The organism is Sphingobacterium sp. UME9, assembly GCF_014170215.1.
GTDB lineage: Bacteria > Bacteroidota > Bacteroidia > Sphingobacteriales > Sphingobacteriaceae > Sphingobacterium > Sphingobacterium paramultivorum.
This window is the reverse complement of sequence record NZ_LZZP01000003.1, coordinates 269965-292168: the sequence shown is the minus strand read 5'-3', so window position 1 is coordinate 292168 and position 22204 is coordinate 269965. Positions and strand designations below refer to the sequence as shown.

Genomic DNA, 22204 nt, shown 5'->3' with positions numbered 1-22204 from the left:
CTTTTTCCTTGTGAGACCTAATTAAAAACCAGATGGGTAAGTTTACGCTGTACACTTACCCATCATATTACTAGTTGCCTGTTACAGATTATTTCTCAGATATCCCTGAAAGTTATCTTGAAACTGAAGGCCAGTCCCCAACCTATATTTACTTAATTTATTGTTGAGCGTAAGTCCCCATAATACAAATTCGGTCAGAAAATGGAGATCTTCGGGCTTCGTTTCCGGCTGGTATTGCTGAATTAAAGCATGTATAGGCTTCACTTGATCCAAAACCTGCTGATAGGTTGAATCGTTGAGTTCATCAGATAATTCGATCCCCTCTGATTCTGAAAACCAACGAACAATATCGTCGTAGGGATAACGTTCGTTTTCTCTTTCCAGTTTCTCAATTTTTGGGAATAAAATCGGAAAAAGGTTTTTAATCGCGTTTTCTATCAGCTGCAATGCGACGATACCCGCTCCTTCCTGTTCGCCTTCATAAACGAGCTCAACTTTACCGGTTATCGCAGGCACAATACCCATAAAATCACTCAGCCGTACTGCAGTTGCTTGCGCCCCACTTCTGAGCATGCGCAATTCAGCGGTGCTTAATAAGTTTTGAAATGCTGTAATGCTCATACGCGCACTCACGCCACTCTTTTCATCAACATATTCACTATTTCGTGCTTCAAAACTTATCTGCTCAATCAGTTCCCTAGCCAGCTCAGGAACGTATATCTGCTCCTTCTGGGCCGCTTCCAAGTTCGCCTCCTGCGCTGTAATTGCCTTTGCTATCTCAACCGATGCAGGGTAATGTGTGAGTATCTGCGATCCTATGCGATCTTTCAGTGGCGTCACAATACTTCCTCTATTGGTATAATCCTCCGGATTTGCAGTAAATATAAATTGTACATCTAACGGTAAGCGTAACTTAAAACCACGGATCTGAATATCTCCCTCCTGCAATATATTGAAGAGGGCTACCTGGATTCTAGCTTGAAGATCAGGCAGCTCATTAATGACAAATATAGAACGGTTTGCCCGAGGAATCATACCAAAGTGAATCACGCGATCGTCTGCATAGCTCAGTTTTAAATTTGCGGCTTTGATGGGATCTACATCACCAATCAAATCAGCGACCGTCACATCTGGCGTAGCCAGTTTCTCCGCAAAACGATCACCTCTACCAAGCCAACTTATCGGTGTATCATCGCCTTTCTCCTGCAGAAGTTCTAGCGCATAACGCGATATAGGGTTAAACGGATCATCATTAATCTCTGAACCTTGAACCACAGGCACATATTCATCCAATAAGTTGACCATGAGCCTAGCTAGACGTGTTTTCGCCTGACCGCGAAGGCCCAAGAAATTAATGTTGTGTTTGGAAAGAATTGCTCTTTCAAGTTCTGGAATAACGGTATCTTCATAACCATGTACTCCATTAAATACGGTTTCAGCCGCCTTTATTTTTGTAATCAGATTCTGACGCAATTCTTCTTTTATTGTTTTAGGTTTATAACCCGAAGTTTTTAATGCACCAAATGTTGTAATCTTCGTGTAATCCATATATTCTTATCGTATTCTTTTTTTTCGATTTTCTTCGTAATCCTCAAAAATCATTTCACCTAGATCCCCAAGTCCTGTGTAATAAGCCTTCCCTTGATTTGAAGCTGTAAACTCATCGACAAATTGCTGTAGATAAGGATCCGAAGCAATCATAAAGGTTGTAATTGGTATTCCCAGCTTTCGGGCTTGCGCAGCCATACTATAGCACTTGCTAGTGATAAAAGGATCCAAACCCATAGGATTTTTATAATAAGTACCGTCCGGCATATTTAAACAGCTCGGTTTTCCATCGGTTATCATAAATATTTGCTTATTCGCATGCCGTTTTCGCCTTAGCAAGTCCATCGCTAGCTTTAAGCCTGCGACCGTATTGGTATGAAATGGTCCAACTTGCAAATAAGGCAAGTCTTTTATTGCGATAGGCCATGCATCGTTTCCGAAAACAATGACGTCAAGTGAGTCTTTCGGATATCGGGTCAAAATAAGTTCTGATAAAGCCATCGCTACTTTTTTTGCAGGAGTAATCCGATCCTCGCCGTATAAAATCATACTGTGGCTGATATCGATCATCAACACTGTACTCATCTGCGACTTAAACTGTGTATCTTCTACGACGAGATCATTTTCTGATAAGGCAAACTCGCCTATCCCATGATTGATCTGCGCGTTTTTCAAGCTCTCTGTCAAAACTATTTTCTCCAAGCCATCTCCGTACTGATAGTTTCTGAAATCGCCCATATTTTCGTCACTCCGTCCCTGGTGATTGGTTTTATGATTGCCTGATTTCCCTTTCCTCATTTTCCCAAAAATCTGGTCCAAGGCATGCTGACGCAAGGCTTTCTCCAGCTTTGAGGTAATATCTACGCCGCCTTCACCACCAAACTCCACTTTTTCTCTGATATAACCTTTATCTTTCAGATCCGCAATGAAATCGTCTATCGTATAGGCTGGAGTCGTCAGTTTGAACTCTTTATCCAATTGCCTAAGCCAGTCAATGGCTTCATCAAAATCACCAGAGGTATGGGTAATCAGTTCTTTGAAAATGTCAAATAATTTATCAAAAGGCGTTTGAAACGGCTCTTCATATTGTTTGAAGAGAAAACCTTTACTTCGTTTCGTGCTTTTCATGCATTCCTTTTATTAGTATGAGGAAGCTATCCAAATAGTGTATCGGATACTTCATAGTATGAATTTACGAAATAATAATTTTTGTGAGCACCGTCTGTCCATTTAACTTTAAAAACTGGCTATAGTATGACGCACGAGCGACAACTTTCTATTAGGAATTAGTTTCAGATTTTTACGCTCTCCAGTCAAAACCCGCAAAGAATTGGTATTCCTTGCGGCTTTTTGATCCGGTTATTCTAAATACAAGAGAATTACCCTGAAATAAGTACCGGTTAATAAAGCAGTTCCAACGTTGGCTTATTGGCGGTTGCTTCCCTGCTACTAAAAGACATATCATTTGTAGAAGAAGCCGCAGCTGTATTTAAAAATAGAAAGGATACTTTACGATCAGTACCGGTAAGCAATCTGTTAATGGCCGAGGTGACGTCGATGGTCTGTAAACCTATCCCTGAAACAGAAATCTTACCGACAAGTACAGTATCCATTGGTGCATTGTTCCAATTAATGCTATTTTCCAACCAAGATGTCGTGGAGGTTGTATAAATATTAATAGTCCGTTGTGGTGCTGTATTCACTCCTGCAACATACATTTTTAATTTTGCCGAACTCACTTTAGGTTTAGTAATCATCGCAATATCAAATTTAGCGTATGCTTTACGTGCGTAAGATGTAGCGTCGGATTTGATGACAAGATCAGCTGTAGTTCCATAATTTGTACTCGCATAGGTACCGTTGCGGACATAGGCATCGGCAAGAGAACTTCCGGCATTGGCTACAACAGCATGCTGAAACGCTCCAACATCTGGATTACCCAATGGCAGCGCATTTCCAGCGAAATCCTCGCCTCCATTGTTACTTATAAATACACCAGCATTAAGGGCAGCCGAACCGGAACCGACATCATAACCTTTTGCAGCGTCAAGGCCGTTTCCACCAATTGGATTGACAAATACAGGATCTTCATAGAAATTGTTGTTCCGCACGGTAGTTCCCCAGTTCAATGACGTAAATGTACTTGACGGAAATAAACAATTATTGTTAAACTTCAGTCCGTTATCGGCCTGCGTAGACAGACTACTAATGGTCGAGGTCGTGTAAAAAATATTATTTGAAAATGTTGCATAAGGCTTTCCTGAACTCACGCCATTCATGACGTTAAACAGGCTGGCGGTTGGATTTTTGATGTAGAATACATTATTATAAATCTCACGAGAATCGTATGTTGTTTTTTCGATCAAAAAGAGCTTCTTTAACCTTGTTGTACCGATATCGTTGACAGAAACGTTGTAGCGGACTTTAATATTCTTAGACTGGTTCATAAAAAGCATAAATCCGCCGTTATTATCATGCGAATAATTGTATTCGAAGATATCTCCATCGGTTACTGAATTGGTATCATAACCATCGGCATCGAACGCGACTCCATCGTTGGCCCCTCCGCCTGTCATACCGTAAACCTCATTATAAGCCACCAGCGTATTCAAGCTGCCAATTGTCCAAATACCCGCATAATTTTCAGAGCCTGTGTTCATACATGCCTTATAGACGGTATTGTGTGTAATTTTACTTCCTCCCGTCACGCCAGACATAACGATGCCGTCGCCGTAGATATATTCAATCAAATTGTTATCGATAATAATATCTTTTGATCTTGCTGCCATAGCCCTATCGCCGGTGGTCCTTATCCCTTCAACGGAACAGTTGGCGACATGACAACTTTGTACCAAAGCCCCGTATATTTTACCGTCTAAGATAATCCCGCCAGAGCTTTTGTTATAATTGGTCTGTCCATCGATAGCACCATTGACGTCATGGACATAACAATTTCTAATGGAGACATTGCTGATTGCTGTTCCTGCAGAACTACCTCCAATCACGCGGATCCCCGTGGCAGCATAACTTGTCCCGCTTGGGATTGTATTCGTCAGTTCGAGGTTATTTACCTCAAAATAAGACACTTTATTAAGGTATAGCGCATTTGATCCATTCCTCTTTCCACCGCCGTTGATAATCGGACGAACATCACCGCCATATTTATCTATGATAATGGGAGCTTCAGCCGTTCCCGAATTTTTCATATGCAAAGTGTCATTCCATACGCCACCGCTCTTGAATAAGATACGGTCGCCGGGGCCAAAAACCGAGGCATTAATTTTGGCCAATGTTCTCCATGCTGTAGTTGTGCTCATTCCTGTACTATCATCGTTTCCGCTGGGATCTATGTAGTAAGTATTGCCCACACTTGCCAGATTCGCCTTCGCTTTTGTTTTTAGCGATGTCGGAGAATCTAGTTGAACGGATTTTTGGCAGCTCAGTAGCCCAATGACTCCAATAGAAATCACCATCATAAATTTTCTCATAATGTTGTTTTTAGTTTTATAATTTGTTATAATTTTTACAGACGTATTCTAATTCCGACGAATACGAATTTTATAATTTGATTAATAACATTAAATTATAAATAACTTATCAACTAAAGGGGGTAAAATCACAAATAAAGAGGGGTAAAATTTTAAATTAGAACCTGAAATAGAAATTCAACATATTCTTTATAAAAGAATATGCCGCATAGCAAAAAAACTAAGCAGCATATTCAATAAGTATTGAAATTGGATTGATTTTTAGTACTTATTTCCAGTCTGGATTTTGAACCAAATTTGGATTCTTATCTATCTCCGTTTGTGGAATTGGGAACCAATAATTCTTTGTTGTAAATATGCGCTTTTGATAAACTGAGCGTTTGAAAAATGCTTTGGGATTAGATTCATTGTCATCCTTTTCTGTACCAGAAAAATTCATTCCATAGAAATTCCCATTTAACACAGCTTCACCAATTTTCCAGCGTCGCACATCACGATACCGGATACCCTCATTATTTAGTTCTACCCGACGCTCGTCTCGGATTGCTTTGCGCATCCCCTCCTGCGAAGATGGCACAGATAAAGCATCTTTTCCAACACCATATTGTGGTACACCTGCGCGTACCCTTATCAAATTGACATACTTTAATATATCAGGATGATTAGCGTCGGACTCATTTAATGCTTCGGCGTAGTTCAGATAAACTTCGCCAAGCCGATAAAGTATTCCCGGTCTATAGGGATTTGTTCCATTGCGGGGGTCGTGATCTGGATGGACTTTCTTACGTACAAGATACCCATTTTGCGGGGCATCATGTGTAGGTCCCCCATCCCAGTTACCACTATAAAATTCGGTTCTCCGATTTTCTCGTCTATACCAAGCACCATTATACAAGACCGAAATATAAAATCGTGGTTCGCGATGGGTATACATATTATAAGTACCTTCCAAAGTCACCTTTCCATTTCCCTGAGATTCAGCCCAGCGTGTATTTCGCACTTCTGCGGTCTTTGAGAATCCTTTTTCCTGGTATCCAGATAACGGGTCATCAATCTTCCGGCCATTCTCCATGAAAAAGGCATCCACTAAAGATTGTGTAATTCCCAGTCCTCCGTTTCCTCCAGTACCTCTTGGTTGTGCGTGCCTATCATATTCCCAGATATTGCAATCAGGGCGAGCAAAAAGAATCTCATCATTCCCATCTTGAGGTCGTCTAAACAACATGTTTTGATACGAGAGAAACGGATCTATAGACCCATCAGCATTATATTCAATATATAATTTATGACCAGCTGATTCAGCTTTTTCCAATAGTAATTTTGAGGCCGCTGCTGCAGTTTTCCATTTATCTACACTATAGTTCCCGTTGAATATGGTTTCTCCCTTATTATTTACAAAACCGGTGTATGCGGTATTACCATTGACTAATGGGCTTGCAGCAAATAGTAGAAGACGAGCTCTGACTGCCAAGCACATAATAGACGTCGCGCGACCATATTTCTGAGCAGCACTATATTTAGCAGGTAAAATAGCAGACAAATCCAATAGCTCCTTTTCTGCCCATTGCACGACCTGATCAAATGGTGTCTGTCCAATCATCAATTCTTCGGCCGATGCATTCGGATCGGTCAATCCAAGATGGAACGGTATAGCACCATAGGTTTCTAGCAGAAGTGTATAATAATAAGCGATCATAAAGCGAGCCTCAGCTTTCATAAGATTTACCTCCTCCTCGGTCACCAACTGCGCAGGGTTTGGTTTTACATTGTCCAGAAAAATATAAGCTGAACGAATACGTTTGGGAAGTTCTACCCAATAATTAGGATCCCATGAAGTACTGGGATTCCAATTGCCGGTCTGCATACCTATAACTGACCAGCCAAATTGCTCCCAGCCCGTAGACGGTGCCATATCATCCGAAAGTGGATCCCAGCCAAGTGTTCGCGTATTTCCCCAATATGGATCTGGTACATTGCTATATATTCCTGCCAGCCAGTCCTCTGTTCTGGTTTTGTCTTTAAAAATCATATCTAAAGTAAGCTGATCATCAGGGCTCTTGTCCAAATATTTCGAACAAGAGGTCGCTGTAAAACCCAGCGCTACAAGTAGTAATATACGGGTAACATTATATTTTATAGTCTTCATTGTATAGGTTATTTCTATTTAAAATTCAATTCCAATCCCATAGAAACAGATTTCATGATCGGATAGCGCATACCATTATTAACCCCAAGCTCTGGATCCCAAAGCTTAAAATCACTCACTGTTAGCAGGTTATTACCACGCAGAAATATTCTAAAATTACGGATAGCGAGGTGATCAAGAATTTTTGATGGTAAGCTATAACCCAATTCAATATTACGTAGTCTTATAAAACTCATGTCCCTAAGCCACCATGTTGAGGCCAAATTATTATTCGCACTTTGATAATCAGAAAGCCGCGGATAGAAGACGTCCTGCCTAGGATTATCCAAGGTCCATCGATCGGAAACATTGTCGAAAATATTTCCCATTGCTCCATTGGCACTTCCGGGAATAAAATTTGAACCACCAATGATCCTGTAGGTACGAGAGACACCTTGAAAAAAGAAACCGAAATCAACAGCTTTGTACCTTAGGTTGGATCCGAAGCCAAATACAATCTGTGGATCTTCCGTTCCACCGATAGCAGTCCTATCGAGGGCATCTACCACACCATCACCATTCAAATCCCGATATCTGATATCACCTGGACGCACCGGTCCAAAAGTATGTCTTGGTATATCTGATCGAAGAGTACCGTTAGCAATATCTAAAAAATCTGCGTCCGTAAATAGGCCCTCGTCAATAAAGCCAAACAATTGGCCGATCGGCTTTCCGGTAGAAGACCTTGAGGTACCAATCACTGCGCTAGGTTCGTCCTGTTCTAAAATCTTGTTTAGGGCGTAAGTAAATGTGCTACGAACAGAAAGAAATAGGTTTGGATTTAATTGCTGGTTCAATTCAAGCGACATATCGATGCCTTTATTGTTTACGCGTCCAAAATTTGCCCAGGGCGCATTGGTAAAACCGCTCGAACCGGGTATAGAACGACGTTGCATAAATATATTTTTCCGGTCCTCATTAAATAGGTCAAGCTGAAATTCCAGCGTTTTCCATAAGCCTAATTCGAAACCGATATTGGATTTAGCAACTGTTTCCCAAGTAAGTCCACTATTACCTTGATCACCTTCCATACGACCACTACGTTTAAAATCGTTATTTAAGCCCCATGAATATCCACCGGTCTCATTAATGGTTGTGATATAGGCAAACCGACGACCATCTAACTTATCGTTCCCCACCAATCCATAAGATCCGCGCAGTTTGATTTTGGAAAATGTACTTTTTAGATGTTCCATAAAAGGCTCTTCGGAAATATACCAGCCTAATGCAAAGGAAGGAAAGAACCCATAACGTTTTCCTGGAGCAAAGTTTTCGGATCCATTATAACCAAAATTAAATTCCCCAATATATCTGTTGCTATAATTGTATGAAAATCTACCTGCGATTCCTTGATTCCGATAGGGCAAAAGATCTCCATTATCATAATTTCGCTGATTGTATAAAAACATTCCCTCTACGTTATGGCCACCAAAAGATTGAACATAATTAATCGCTCCCTCAAGATACATGCTTTTATCGCCCCAGTCTGAATTTTTTTCATAGCCTAAGAATTCCTGTCCATAACTATCAATGACTAACTTTAATTTTCCATTTTCGTCCCTTCCGATAGCTGGATTATAGTAATCGGGGCTTTTACTTCTAACGACCGACGTATTAGAGTATCTATCAAAGGAAAACAGCCCACGAGCCTTTAATCCTTTCAACCAAAACGATAAGTCTTGTTCTACCGCAAATAAAGATTCGATTTTACTTGCGCTAATACGTTCATATCCGCGTTGAGTCGCCAATGCCCAGGGGTTTGTCCGCTGGGGTGTCCTAGGTATTTCACCAGAGGAATAGATGGTAGGATGTACATAGGGAGGAATAGTGAAAGCCTCCTGAAATAGTTCATCAACACTTTGGGGAGCTCTTGTCCTATCCTGGAGATATCCGCCAATATTCAACCGGAAGAGAGTGGTTGGACTAACATTGATATCTACATTGGAACGCACATTATATCGGTTTAACCGTGAAGATGAATTCCAAGCCTGTTTTTCATCGCGTTCAATCAACCCACCTTCCCGATAATATGAAGTTACTAAGGAATAACGCAAAATATCAGATCCTCCATTGACACTAACATTCGCCCGTGAATTTCCAGCTTGGTCCCGAAGTACTGCATCCAACCAATTGACATCAGGATAAAGGTCTGGATCCGTATGATTACGGATGTTTTCGATCCGCTCTTTCGAATATAAGCCTTGCTCCCCACGTTCCTCCCGAATACTATTCATTACCTCCAAATAATCAGCTGCACCAACAAATTTAGGCAGCTGTACTGGTGATGTGATCCCTTGCTCAAAACGAGCAGAAACATTGGGCTTACCCACTTTTCCTCTCTTTGTATTGATCAAAATCACTCCATTTGCCCCTCTTACGCCATAAACTGCACTCGCTGCCGCGTCCTTCAATATCGAAAACGACTCGATTTCTTCGGGATCCATATTATCCAAAGACCGCTCTACACCGTCCACAAGAATCAATGGGCTTCTGCTTCCACCGAAAGTACTGATACCACGTATCCAAAAGTTTGAATTATCGTACCCCGGTTCTCCAGATCGCTGTACGGCAATAATACCTGCAAGCTGTCCCGCAAGATTGTTACTCATAGAACGAGATGTTCCTATTTGCAAGCGTTTGGGTTCTATCGTCGTGATCGCCCCTACTACAGAGGCACGCCTTTGGGTACCAAAACCGACAACAACGACCTCGTCCAGTGCGCTGATACTATCAGCTAATATCACCGTATATTCTCCGTTTGTCTTAAGTGGTACACGCTGACTTACATAGCCGACAAGACTAACCATGAAATAACTGTCCTGCGGGTCTAGCTTGAGTGTAAACTGACCTCGGTCATCTGTCGATGTGCTATTCTTGCCAAGGCCTGTCGCGACAGTAGCATTTGCCAGGGCCGTCTGTCGCTTATTAAGAACCCGACCCGCAATGACGCGGCCTTCTTGTATTGAAGCTTGTTGAAGGCCACGCTTCACAATAATTGTATTGTCATTTAACGTGTAAGAAATCTTTAAACTTGAAAAGATCTTATCTAGAACAGTCTTTATCGGCTGCTCTCTAAATGTCATGGATATACGCTTCGAGTCGTCGATGTCATTTGGGGAATAAATAAATTTTAAACCGGTTTTACTATTTAACTCTTTAAAGACCTGCTTAACCGGAATATTATTAAAATCGATTGTTATGTTTTTCTGTACATCAAAGATTGGCTTGGCCGAACTAAATAACCAGACAAGGCTGCCAAAAAAAAGGCACAAAAAATTGCGTGCAAACTTATTTTGTTTGCGGGATGTCATAAGTAATTTATACATTTGAAAATTGATTAATAATTGATCATTACCAAAAGCCGTTAAGGCGCGATTAGGAATGTAGCAGCATTCCTAATTTTTTATGGATTTGCTTCTGTTACATATATTGTTCCTTTCCTTTCTATATAGTTTATATTATTGGTCATCTTAATGATCGCCAAAACCTCGCTGATATTTTCATATCTGCTGATCATTCCTGTAATGGGAAGTCCTGCAATTTTTGAATCTATAACAATTGGAATTCCGTACCATTGTTCAAATTCGAGAGCAACTTCAGCGAGCTTCTCATTATCAAAATAAAACAAACCTTTACGCCAGGCATTTGCTTTTTCGATATTTTCAGATTGAATAAGTAAGATTTTAGGTTTATCTTTTTCCAAAAAAGCCTGCTGTCCCGGCTTAATAAGCACCTGTGTTCCATAGCGATTATGCGTAAGACGAATACTCCCTTCTGTAAGCAATACATTTTCTTCGGAATTGCCCGATGTATTTACATTGAATTTTGTTCCCAATACCTCAATGGTCTGCAAGGCAGAGTGGACTGAAAACGGAATCCTTTTACCTGCAGAATATTGTTTATGAACATCAAAATAAACCTCCCCAGTAATATGGACAGAACGGTTATTCTTATTAAAATCAGGTTCAAGTTCAATTGTTGCCAAGTAATTAAGCCACACTTGTGTGCTATCGTTCAGTAAAACAGAAAATACAGTTCTCGAAGGATTTTCTATGCGCAGTTTCCCTAAATCTGTCCCATTGGCAACCGTACTTAATGCTAGTACTTTTTCATTATTGATGGTTGTGTAATGAGCTCCTTGTGGCAAGGTATCTAACAAATCAAACCGTTTTTCTTTCCCGATTATTAACGACGGATTATGATTAGTGACATGAAGAACTTTTTCGCTTGTTTTTGAATTATCGATGAGCCTATAGGATATAAATATCCCAAAAAGGATCATAATGCTTGCTGCAGCATACCCTATTTTGGGTATATGAAAACTTAAAGTACGCTTTTTAATACGATGATGAACCTTTTCTTTAATCTCCTCTCCGATGCGGTCCATATCATTTTGCACCTCTCCCTCCCTGTCCATTGCATCGTACAGGTATTCAACAAATTGTCGTTCTTCAGGATTGGTATCTCCCGAAATATACCGATCGAGAAGATCTTTTAAGACTGTGCGAACATGACGTTTCCTTTCAGACATATAAGATGGTTTATATTGGTTCCTTTCTTATATGTCGTTGTGACTAATGATAATTCCCAAAAAAAAATTAAAAAAACATAAAAAGAATTTTTTGGATTAGAAGCTTAAGTGTATTTGTTGTATTAAGCAATTGATTTTGAACAGTTTTCGTCGACAACCCTAATAATTTCGCAATTTCCTTAACAGTTTTATCCTCATTGTAGCGAAGCAAGAATATTTCTCTGCGTTTTTGTGGCATACGTGCAATCCAGTTATGCAGCATAGATTCTAATTCAGTTTGAATATAGTTGCCATCGGCGGTTGATCCATCGCTTAGCTCTTCAACCATTGTTTCTAATTCTTCAAAATACCTCTTTTCCTTTCGAAATCTGTCAATCACTTTAAAACGGACGGCTTGGCAAAGGTAATGATCGACATCTTGAATTGTTTTCCGATGCCGCTTCTCCCATAAATCAATGTAAAGATCCTGAATAACTTCTTTTGCTGTGTTTTCATGTTGTAGGCGTCTGAGAGCAATTTCATACAATTTTTTCCAAGTTCGATGATAAAGTTCGTCAAATGCATCTTCATTCGACTCTTTCACCAAAAGAAAAAGATCCTCAAGACTACTATTGCACATAACTGAAGATTTATATTGTTGAGAAATTAAATGTTGGTTTAAAATTGATAGATGCAATATATAAAATCTAAACGGAACTTCCTATAAGTGTCATAGTACAACAATAGGTCCGAATCGACACAAAATATGTTTACAACACAATATTAGGGTAGCCACAGAATCATACCACCGCGAGAAAATCCTCAATAATTTCTTTTAAGCAATCCTTAGCCATAACCCGTCGAATCTTTTTCTGCTGGCCTACATCGATATAAAAGAAAATTTAATATTTTTAGCGAACAACTACAGCCCTTATGGATAATAAAAAATTAATGGAAATAGATCAATATATTGATACACTTTCAGACACTGAGCAACAAATAATTCGTCAATTCCGGAAAGCGATATCAGAAAATGACAATACCGTTTCGGAAAGCTTTGGAAAATTCATGTCAAACCCTAATGCAATCAGCTTTAATGAACAAGGTGTATTTAAATACGGGTTAACAGTCGCGAAGCATTATATTTCATTCCATTCCTTGGTCATCTATACTAACCCCGAATTAATGGAAGAACTAAAATTAAAAATACCAAAGGCCAAGTTTCAAAAAGGTTGTATTAATTTCAAAACTTTGGATGAATTTCCCGCCTCAGTATTGGCAGAACATATTCAGGTTTCATCCAAAATAGATTTTAGCCCCATGATAAATCGTTATTTGAGAAAGAAATAAGTACCAGGTCGATTCCCAGAATTTTATTTATTCACTTTTACGCGCAACAATAGCGTAGACCATCGGAATCTTATTTCCCAAATGGGCTATTCTGAATTTTTTAGGATCTAGCTCTGTCATGTTTTTAAAAATGGGATAAGGTGAATAGTCAAATTCGTTCAGGTTTTGAATGTTCAGCCCATTATGAAGTAAAGCACCAACGACCTCACTCATACTATGATTCCAGGTGACATAGGACTGCGAAATAGCAGCATCTTTATCGGCATAGGTTCCCTGCTCTGTTTCAACAATTGGAGCAATATTAAAATAATTATAGCCAATTTTATCAAAATTGTCGTCGAACATCCAAACAACTGGATGAAACTCGACAAAAATAAACTTTCCTTTCGGTTTCAAGAAACGTGAAATTATTTTCGCCCATTTATCTAAATCAGGTAACCAAGTAATCGTTCCGTAACTTGTAAAGACTAGATCAAATTGTTCATCAAGATGATTTTCAAGCTCATACAGATCACAACAGATAAACTGCACATCAGTATGCATATCTTTCGCAATTTCGCGGGCGCTTTCTATAGCCTTGTCAGATAGGTCAACACCAGTAACTTTTGCGCCAAGTCTACTCAAAGAAATTGTATCCTGTCCGAAATGACATTGTAAGTGTAATATTTTTTTCCCACTGATATCACCCAATAATGCTAATTCAATTGAATTTAATGAAGTCTCCCCTTTTAAAAATCCTGTTAGATTGTAAAAATCTGATTTTAAATGCGTATCCGTCCTGTTATTCCACGAGTGTTTGTTTATTGCGATGTAATTCTCTTCCGGGTTCAAATCGTTCATTTTGTTTTTTAATTAAATGGTTAATTAGCTACTAAATTACAATAAAAATTAATCTCTATCGGATTCATCGTTTCCTCAATCTAAAAATAAATGTTTTAAGAAATAAAGCTTGGTGAAAATTATCATAAAGGTTCTCTATATTTAAATCGATTATCAAATACTTCCAAGTTTAAAAGGATGAGGCAAGAACAACGCCTATTTACATGAAGAAAAGAGATGACGATAAAAATATATAGACCAGAGAGCTTACTCCTAAAAAAATATATTGAATGCTTCTATATACTTGAGAAAACTGACGAAGAAAAAGCGACGGCATATTTTACGTTTCCGAGTATTTACACCATTGTGACGATAAGTGAGCAGACCCAAACGATGGTAAGCCCAAATAAGGTGATTACGAAGCATTTTCCATCCAATTCGATAGAAACAAACCTTGTATGCAATTTTAATGAACCTGTTTTAGTGTGTTACGAGGGGAAAATAAATGAAATTACCACTTACTTCAAACCTCTTGGGATAAATGCCTTTATACCCAATGATTTAAGCGATTATAACAGCGGAACATTTCCCGATTTTAACCCACACCTGGATTATAAAGATGCTATGAGATCCATCCTGTCCATAGATGACCAGGACGAGCGAATCAAGGCATTAGAACACTATTGGATATCAAAATTTTGGCCATTTGAAAATGCGTTGCTCGAAAACATAATTACCGAAATGTTAGATACAAGCAACGTCAATCAATCGATGTCAGAATTTTCGCTAAAAACAAGAAGATCGAGAACAACCATAAATAAGCAATTTGATCAACATATCTGTAAAACCCCCTCCCAATTCAAAAAAATCATCAGATTTCGAGCAGCAATTCAAAGCCACCTCGAAGATAGAAACAAAATAGGTCTGTCTTATAACCTGGATTATTTCGATCAGTCCCACATGATTAGAGATTTTAAAAAATTAACAGGATTTACGCCAAAAGTTTTCTTTTCCAAAATAGCTAATCTCGAACGGAGCCAGATAAAATGGATTTTTATTTAGCAGGTTTACAAAAATACAATCACACTATGTTATTAAACAGTAACATTGCTCCATAATTATTTATGCAATACGTTATGAAGCTTTTAATCCTACTTATGCTTTGTCCAGTTTTTCTTGTGGCCCAAGAAAAAACATCGGCCAAACTTGCAGCCTATATGCAGGCACAAGCTGATGTAAATAATTTTAGTGGAACAGTTCTTGTCATGAAAAATGGCGCTATTTTATTAAAAAAAGCCTACGGTTTGGCAGATTATGAATGGAATATAAAAAACACGTTAGACACTAAATTCCAGTTGGCATCGGTCACAAAACAATTTACCGCAGCCGCTATTTTACAGCTCGTCGACAGTGGGCGGTTATCCCTAAATGATAAACTCAGTAAATTTTTCCCCGATTATCCAAAAGCCGATAGTATCAGCATCCACATGTTGCTGTCACACAGCTCCGGACTTGCTATGGGCTTCAAAGAAATCGCGTTAAGCAGCATAAGTCGCGATTCTGCTTATGCCGCCATCAAGAAAATTCCTTTCGAATTCTCACCGGGAACAAATAGCGCCTATAGTAATATCGGTTATTATTTGTTAGCAAAGATTATTGAAAAAGTCTCCGGCGAGCATTACGCTACTTTTTTAAAGAAAAATATATTTGATAAAGCTGGGATGAATAACACCGGAGTTAGTAACAATGAATCCATCGTGACGAAAAAAGCAAAAGTATATTATCATAATGACGAAGGTTTTATCCATAACCCCTATATCAACTGGGAGATCAACCTAGGTCACGACGGTATTTATTCAACCGTGGAAGATCTAGCCATTTGGGACCAAGCACTTTATGGAACAACGATTCTATCAGCCGCAATGAAGGAAAAAATGTTTACACCATATAACTCCGAAAATTGGGGCTATGGATTCATCATCAATCCATTTTATAATCACGGACATTATTTGATTGCACATGACGGCGGATTCTTTGGGACAATGACTTCTTTTAATCGATTTACTGACGACAAACTCTTTGTCGCTGTCCTTTCTAATAACGGCTCAGCCTCCCATATCATAGGTTACGGACTTTCAGCAATTGCCTTTGGTAAAGAAGTAGAAATGCCCTACAAACATCGTCGCGCCAAAATAGATACGACCATATACAATAACTATGTGGGTGAGTATGGAAAAATACGGATATTAAAAATTGATGGCAAACTCTATTATAATGATGCGGATATTGAACTCATTCCCGAGTCTAAAACAAAATTTTTCAGAGCAGACGACAACGACAGAACGATCGAGTTTGTTGAAGACAAAACAGATGGCTATAATTCCATTATTTTAACAAAAGGTGGAGTTAAGGAAGTTTTCCCGAGATCCAATAGAAATGAATGAAACGCTATGCATGCTGCTAGAATACCGATTTTAATCTATTATTTGAAACCTTAAAGAAAAAAGTTAAATTACACCTATATCGGTCCAGCGTTAGATCGGATATAGCGTATACTAAATTATAAGATATTGCAACAGATAGATCAGGAACCGAAGAAAGCCAAAAAGAAACTGTTATTGAAGTCTTTTATATTATGCCTAATCTTTATGACGGCATATCTCATCAGTTTTTTCGTTTTTGATCTAAGCAGCAGTGAAAAGTTGAGTTATATTATTTTTTCACCTCTTGTTTGCTTACTGAGCTGGATATTTTTCCATTTCTTTTTACTGGTAAAGGATACACGCAATTTGAAGTACTACTTACTGGGATGTGCCCTGATCGCATGCACTATTATTTATACAAATGGTATTTTTGATATCGATATTAGGCTTCAAAACTTTTTCCACTCCTCAAAACTGCCAAATGAATACAGCAAATATGATGACATTAGCAAGCTAAAAAACCAGTTTGGGAAACATGAAATCATACTCTTCAAGGCAAGTGACAACCCTATAGATCAGTTTTTGACTAAAAACAATGAATTAATCATTCATTGTTTAACCGGTGCAACCGACACTGATAGTCCATCAACAGTTATTCATACATTCTATAGACTGGATAAAGATGGTAAGCAGATTGATGAATACTCCTTTAAACAGGACAAGGATGAGGATTCAGAAGTTTTATTTGAGGGGTATTTGATCAACGTTTCCAAACATTACTTTCGCAGCTGGCCATTGAATGGAGATACTACAAAAAAAACAATTGAAGTATTCAACGCAAATCTAAATTGGTCCACAGATAAACAAGACCAAAAACTAAATGATATTAAAAGTAAAGCCACCTATCTGCTGTCAGAGAAAATCTATCATTTCGAACAAAGCAATTCGAAAAGCTATACGAAGCGAACTTATTTTATGGACGATAAATGGTATGTATTCAACGAAAACATATCGGATGATAATAATTTAGACCCACAAAGCTCATCTAAGGGCCGTACCGTAAATGATCTCTTCGGTCGCTGGGATAAGAATGAATGGGTAACGAATACTACTCCCCCTAACATTAGATCAGTTTATTACCAGAAAATCAAACGTATTCGCAATAGACATGACGTCAAAACGGGAAAATATGAAAAAGGAGATCTTTGGCAAGGCTGCCTATTCTCACAGCTTATTGTCGAAAATGACACCTTAAGATTTAAAGACAGCTTATATTTGGACGAAAAATGGCATTGGTCTCAAGTCGATATCAACAATAAAAACATCGGCACACTAACCTTTGAGAATACCGACCAATTTAATGCCTATGGTTTTTATACGAATCCAGCTTTAAATTATCAACTTTTCACCAACCAACGCAACAAACTTTATTTAATCACAAAGAAATGATTTGTAGCTTGGTACCGCTAAATTTCAGCAAACATTAACGGTTCAAAATACAAGCCTACTTTTCGCTATCCAAAATAATGACTATATTACAACAAATCGCTTTTTTGTGAAAATATATCCAATTTAGTAGCCATTGGATCCTAGTTAAAAATTAAATTCAGGAATAGTAGAAAATAAATCATATGAACAAAAGGTATTTTTTCTATATTATCATCGTTATCAGCTTGTTCACTTCGTGTGGCCTTATCCATAATCTTCCCGATTCGGCTACCCCCAATACCGGTGTAGACCCTAACCTATGGTACTCATTTGTGGATCAAAATGGTAATTTCTACCCCGACAATTGGAAGAAAAATTATGGCATTCCTTCCAATAAAGCTGCTCGAGATCCTTATTCGCTTATGAAAATTGCCACCGACAGAGGGGACCGCGAACAATTACTCGCTTTTGAACGCGGTAACATGCTGCGTTTGTCTAAACGTATTGCCCCAAAAAAACGTGTGTTCATTTTAGTCCATGGCTTCAATGCTGATGAAGAATCTGTTGTAAAACAATATAAATATATTTCCGATCATATCGTTACAAACCCTAAAACCGATGAAATCATTCGATTTTATTGGGATGGTCTACGATCTACCTCCCCTTTTCGTTCCGCCAAAAACTGGTTTTCAGCGGCCTCTTTTAGCCAGATGGCCGGTGAGTTTGGATTAAGACGTATACTGAACAATATGGCCGATAAGGATGTCTTCATCATATCACATAGTCGTGGAGCATCTGTGGTTATGAGCGCTATTTCAAATCCTGAATACAATAGCTCATTTTCTGCTCAAGCAAAAGACGTTCACAATGTTGATATCGAGCGGGCAAAGCCATTGTTAGAAAACAAAAATAGAATTACCTGCATTATGCTGGCTCCAGCGATAGGACTTTCCGAGTTTCAATATACGGATACAGCAAGTAACACAAAAAAATTTGTGAATCTCAGCTCACAAGTCAAGAAAATACACATCACTATCAACGGAACGGACAAGATGTTGAAGAAGTTTTTTGGATTCTTATCGAACAAACTTAATCCAACTGATCTTGGATACAAAGAGGAAAGTTATAACGCCCTTAAGAAAAATTACAGCATCTTTTCTATGACTGATTTCACAGGAATGTCAAGCCATGATTTTAGTCGTTATATACGAGATCCCAAATTCAAACAGATGCTTCGGGAAGAATCAATCCAAGTGCAATAAGGTATTTGCTCGTCTGACTAAGTTGATAAGCTATACGTGGTTCTTGGAATTTTTCGTTCAGATCTACTCCAGCTAGCTATCTTATGAATTGAAAAGTAGCTGCTGTCATCAGGCTCTCCTAATTATGCAATGCAACTAGGGGGCAGCAGGAAAAAACTCAATCGTATAATGCGCATATTCCGGAAGTGAAATCTCATTAGCATATTCAAGATTATAATCCTGTGTATATTTTTCCAAATAGGCCTGATTAATTTTTTGATGAATAGGATGATTATCCCCAAGCTTCCTTACAGTTACATCAATTATTTCCGCACCAAATTTTATCATTCCAACTTTATTAGTTAAAAATTCATTCATCCAGCCACTTTGGTTTTTATTCCAACTTCTGGCAAAAACCCTTTCATCTACGATAACCATCCAGATTTCTGTAAACCTGGTTCTATTTTCGCCACTTTTGATTTCCACTAAGGTGTTTTCTTCTAAATATTTATAGAATCCTACAGGAAACTTTTTTTCACCATTCATACTTCTTTTTTTGATTAGACTTTTAATGCAAACTAAAAAAATGTGTTTGCCAAACTTGCAGTTTTAGCACAATTCAATTTAAGAAAAATCGCATTTAACACCGTTCTTTTAAAAATATTAAACATATAAATTGAAATAGTACAACTACATACCGACATATAGTTACATAAAACATAAAGGTTAATGACACTAACTTTTTCATGTAATCGCAACTATTCTCTCAAAACGGCCATGGTTACTTACAGAAACGGGTAAGTGTGTGCCGCTATCTTTCAGAATGATGCTTGGTATCCCCTGAGCATCTTTAGCAATTTCACCTTTTTCGATTTCTACAATATTGCCTAAATGAACCAATTCGCCAACTGCGATGGTATGTATAAAATCAGGGCAAACAATGGTCTTAGTGTAATACCTCTTCCCTTCGCAGATGACTTCTCCCGTTGCGTTGCAAGAAGACCGTTCAATAACTGAACATAGCAATCCTTTAGGCATATATTTCCGAATTCCTGTCTGTCTATTCCATATTTTATAGGCAGCCTCTTTCATGCTCCATAAGAGCCAAACAACAATTTCGGGATCTGGACTGTTCCCAATCAACAGTTGTTCATGCTCATTAAATAGCTTTGAAACAAAGCCTCTACGTCTCCAATTACTATCTTTTCTGGACTGAACCAGGTCGACAATGTCATTACCAATCATTTTTCTTGTAACTTGCTTTCGATTATTTCGACTGCAGCTCCGACATTAAGCATACGCTCCATATCGGAATTTTCAATAACGATCCCAAATTGATCTTCGATATCCAGGACAATATCAACCAAATTTGCTGAATTGATTTGTAGATCACGCATAAAATCAGTCTTTTCAGTAAGCTGTCCAAATGCTTCTTCATTTGTTGTGTAAGGTGCTATAATTGGCTTTAAAGCACCGATCAATTCTTCTCTGTTCATAGGTTTAGTTATCAAATTTTTTAAATATTAAACAGGCATTTACATCCCCAAATCCGAAACTCGCTTTGGCTATAATATAAGGTTTGACATCAACTTGATGTAATGGTACTCTTGATGGATCTATCATTGCTGCAATCTCAGGATGTAAATCAGTACAATTACTATTTCCAAATACAAATCCATGATATAACTGCAAAACTGTGGCCACGCATTCTATGCTCCCTGCCGCACTGAGACAATGCCCAGTCATTCCTTTTAACGAGTTTATCAATGGAAAATCTTTCCCTTTACGCCCAAGGGCCTCAGTCCAGTTTTCTATTTCAAAAGCATCTTTGGCCGTTGCCGTTAAATGACCGTTTATGGCATCGACATCCCATCCGGAGACACTCGAATTTTTTAAGGCTTCCGCAATACATCGGCGTACAGCATCAGCATTTGGAGCTGTCATACTGCCCGTTCCCCGTTGCCCTCCAGAATTTACTTGACCGCCCAATAACTCGCCATATATCATGGCCTTGCGTTCTAAGGCACTTTCCAAATCCTCCAATAGCAGGGCTCCAGCTCCACTACCCGGGACGAATCCTGCGGCTGTTGCACTCATTGGGCGAGAACCTTCCGCAGGGCGGTCATTATATTGCGAACTACAGACACGCAGTGCATCAAAACCGCCCCAAATATAAGGTCCACTATCTCCAGTACTACCTGCTAGCATGCGCTTTGCTCTTCCGGACCTAATCCGGTCATATGCCATTAGAATTGCTTCGGTCCCAGTAGCACAGGCAGAGGAATTGGTGGTCACCTGATTTCCGAGCCCTAATTTCCCACCTAAATATGCACTGACACCACTGTTCATCGTTTGGGCAACGACTGTACTGCCTAGCCTACGTGTTTGCAGCTCATCAATTTTATAAATACTCTCCCGAAACTTATCGATACCTGAGGTGCCTGAACCAAAGACCGTTCCGCTATCCCAATCGGGGACCGAATTTAAGGCAATAGGAAAACCTGCATTTGTCCAAGCCTCCATTCCAGCTATGACACCGTATAATATGCCTGTACTGTTAAAACCCCTGAGCTCAAGTTCCGTGAAATATTGTCTTTTGAGATCATCCGATACTTGTGGCATTCCAGCAATCTGACAGGAAAACTGCAATTTTTCCAACTGCACATCATGTCTAACACCGGAGACACCCTCTTTTAGCGCCTGTGTAAAGGCCGGTACTCCCACTCCATTGGGTGCAACGACCCCTAATCCAGTAATAACAACTCTCTTCATAGCTCCTCAGTAATCATACCTGCCAATATTCCTTTACAAACCTCCTGGCCAACTTCATTTTTCATTGTAACCGCACACTTTAACTTTCCAAACCTAAAATATATTTTTTTTGAAATTACCGTCACTTTTTCCTTTGGATACACGGGTTTTAAAAATTGTATTTCAGTAGAAGTCAATGCAATAGAAGATCCTTGTATCAAGTCTTTATTGAGCAGAAAAATTCCCAAACAAGCTAAACCTATTTGGGCCATCGTTTCGATCAGAATAACTCCTGGAGTGATCGCTTTTTCATTAAAATGTCCTCTATAAAAATCCAGATTTTCATCAAAGGTATAGGTACCTGCAACACCTTCTTCATCGACGTGAATCAACGCATCGACAAATAAAAACGGGGCACTGTAAGGCAATTTCGCTAGTATAGAATTCAGATCCATCATTCA

Annotated in this window: 18 protein-coding genes; 5 read left to right on the top strand and 13 right to left on the bottom strand. The window is 38.8% G+C overall.

Annotated features, from left to right (window positions below):
• Positions 1 to 81 precede the first annotated feature (81 nt).
• The 7 genes from A9970_RS02715 to A9970_RS02685 form a co-directional block, all read right to left on the bottom strand.
• Entirely contained in the window at positions 82 to 1548 is a 1467-nt protein-coding gene (locus A9970_RS02715) for a sigma 54-interacting transcriptional regulator (RefSeq protein ID WP_182981190.1), read from the bottom strand.
• 6 nt (positions 1549 to 1554) lie between these two features.
• Positions 1555 to 2676 carry a VWA domain-containing protein gene (locus A9970_RS02710; RefSeq protein ID WP_153845468.1) on the bottom strand — a complete coding sequence of 374 codons (1122 nt, stop codon included), beginning with the start codon at positions 2674 to 2676 and terminating at the stop codon, positions 1555 to 1557.
• 272 nt (positions 2677 to 2948) lie between these two features.
• Complete coding sequence (locus A9970_RS02705; protein ID WP_182981189.1) at positions 2949 to 5036, bottom strand: DNRLRE domain-containing protein; 2088 nt, start codon at positions 5034 to 5036, stop codon at positions 2949 to 2951.
• Between the two features lie 268 nt (positions 5037 to 5304).
• Positions 5305 to 7182, bottom strand: a complete 1878-nt coding sequence (locus A9970_RS02700) for a RagB/SusD family nutrient uptake outer membrane protein (RefSeq protein ID WP_182981188.1) — start codon at positions 7180 to 7182, stop codon at positions 5305 to 5307.
• 14 nt (positions 7183 to 7196) lie between these two features.
• Positions 7197 to 10547, bottom strand: a complete 3351-nt coding sequence (locus tag A9970_RS02695; RefSeq protein ID WP_220801501.1) for a SusC/RagA family TonB-linked outer membrane protein — start codon at positions 10545 to 10547, stop codon at positions 7197 to 7199.
• Positions 10548 to 10624: 77 nt separating this feature from the next.
• Complete coding sequence (locus A9970_RS02690; protein WP_182981187.1) at positions 10625 to 11752, bottom strand: FecR family protein; 1128 nt, start codon at positions 11750 to 11752, stop codon at positions 10625 to 10627.
• 67 nt (positions 11753 to 11819) lie between these two features.
• Positions 11820 to 12371: an RNA polymerase sigma factor gene (locus A9970_RS02685; protein WP_182981186.1), complete on the bottom strand. Its 552-nt coding sequence runs from the start codon at positions 12369 to 12371 to the stop codon at positions 11820 to 11822.
• Between the two features lie 293 nt (positions 12372 to 12664).
• Between A9970_RS02685 and A9970_RS02680 the strand changes: the two genes are divergently transcribed.
• Positions 12665 to 13081, top strand: coding sequence for a DUF1801 domain-containing protein (locus A9970_RS02680; RefSeq protein ID WP_182981185.1), 417 nt, complete (start codon positions 12665 to 12667; stop codon positions 13079 to 13081).
• A gap of 27 nt (positions 13082 to 13108) precedes the next feature.
• On the opposite strand, the gene A9970_RS02675 is transcribed toward A9970_RS02680, so the two are convergent.
• Positions 13109 to 13921, bottom strand: coding sequence for a class I SAM-dependent methyltransferase (locus tag A9970_RS02675; RefSeq protein ID WP_259655320.1), 813 nt, complete (start codon positions 13919 to 13921; stop codon positions 13109 to 13111).
• 216 nt (positions 13922 to 14137) lie between these two features.
• Here A9970_RS02675 and A9970_RS02670 point away from each other — a divergent pair, with 216 nt between their 5' ends.
• The 4 genes from A9970_RS02670 (at position 14138) to A9970_RS02655 (ending at position 19013) form a co-directional block, all read left to right on the top strand.
• Entirely contained in the window at positions 14138 to 14962 is an 825-nt protein-coding gene (locus A9970_RS02670) for an AraC family transcriptional regulator (RefSeq protein ID WP_120334608.1), read from the top strand.
• 74 nt (positions 14963 to 15036) lie between these two features.
• Complete coding sequence (locus A9970_RS02665) at positions 15037 to 16344, top strand: serine hydrolase (protein WP_182981184.1); 1308 nt, start codon at positions 15037 to 15039, stop codon at positions 16342 to 16344.
• A gap of 204 nt (positions 16345 to 16548) precedes the next feature.
• On the top strand, positions 16549 to 17772 hold the full coding sequence (locus A9970_RS02660) for a hypothetical protein (protein WP_182981183.1): 1224 nt from the start codon (positions 16549 to 16551) through the stop codon (positions 17770 to 17772).
• Between the two features lie 182 nt (positions 17773 to 17954).
• Entirely contained in the window at positions 17955 to 19013 is a 1059-nt protein-coding gene (locus A9970_RS02655) for an alpha/beta hydrolase (RefSeq protein ID WP_075992083.1), read from the top strand.
• A gap of 135 nt (positions 19014 to 19148) precedes the next feature.
• On the opposite strand, the gene A9970_RS02650 is transcribed toward A9970_RS02655, so the two are convergent.
• From A9970_RS02650 to A9970_RS02630, 5 genes are all read right to left on the bottom strand, one after another.
• Positions 19149 to 19538 (bottom strand): DUF2255 family protein, encoded by a 390-nt coding sequence (locus tag A9970_RS02650; protein WP_182981182.1) that lies wholly within the window; start codon positions 19536 to 19538, stop codon positions 19149 to 19151.
• 198 nt (positions 19539 to 19736) lie between these two features.
• Positions 19737 to 20237, bottom strand: coding sequence for a 4'-phosphopantetheinyl transferase superfamily protein (locus A9970_RS02645; protein WP_182981181.1), 501 nt, complete (start codon positions 20235 to 20237; stop codon positions 19737 to 19739).
• Entirely contained in the window at positions 20234 to 20488 is a 255-nt protein-coding gene (locus A9970_RS02640) for an acyl carrier protein (RefSeq protein WP_182981180.1), read from the bottom strand. The genes A9970_RS02645 and A9970_RS02640 overlap by 4 nt, the downstream gene beginning before the upstream one ends.
• A 4-nt stretch (positions 20489 to 20492) precedes the next feature.
• On the bottom strand, positions 20493 to 21764 hold the full coding sequence (locus A9970_RS02635; RefSeq protein ID WP_182981179.1) for a beta-ketoacyl synthase: 1272 nt from the start codon (positions 21762 to 21764) through the stop codon (positions 20493 to 20495).
• Positions 21761 to 22201 (bottom strand): 3-hydroxyacyl-ACP dehydratase FabZ family protein, encoded by a 441-nt coding sequence (locus A9970_RS02630; protein WP_259655319.1) that lies wholly within the window; start codon positions 22199 to 22201, stop codon positions 21761 to 21763. The genes A9970_RS02635 and A9970_RS02630 overlap by 4 nt, the downstream gene beginning before the upstream one ends.
• Between the last annotated feature and the right edge of the window lie 3 nt (positions 22202 to 22204).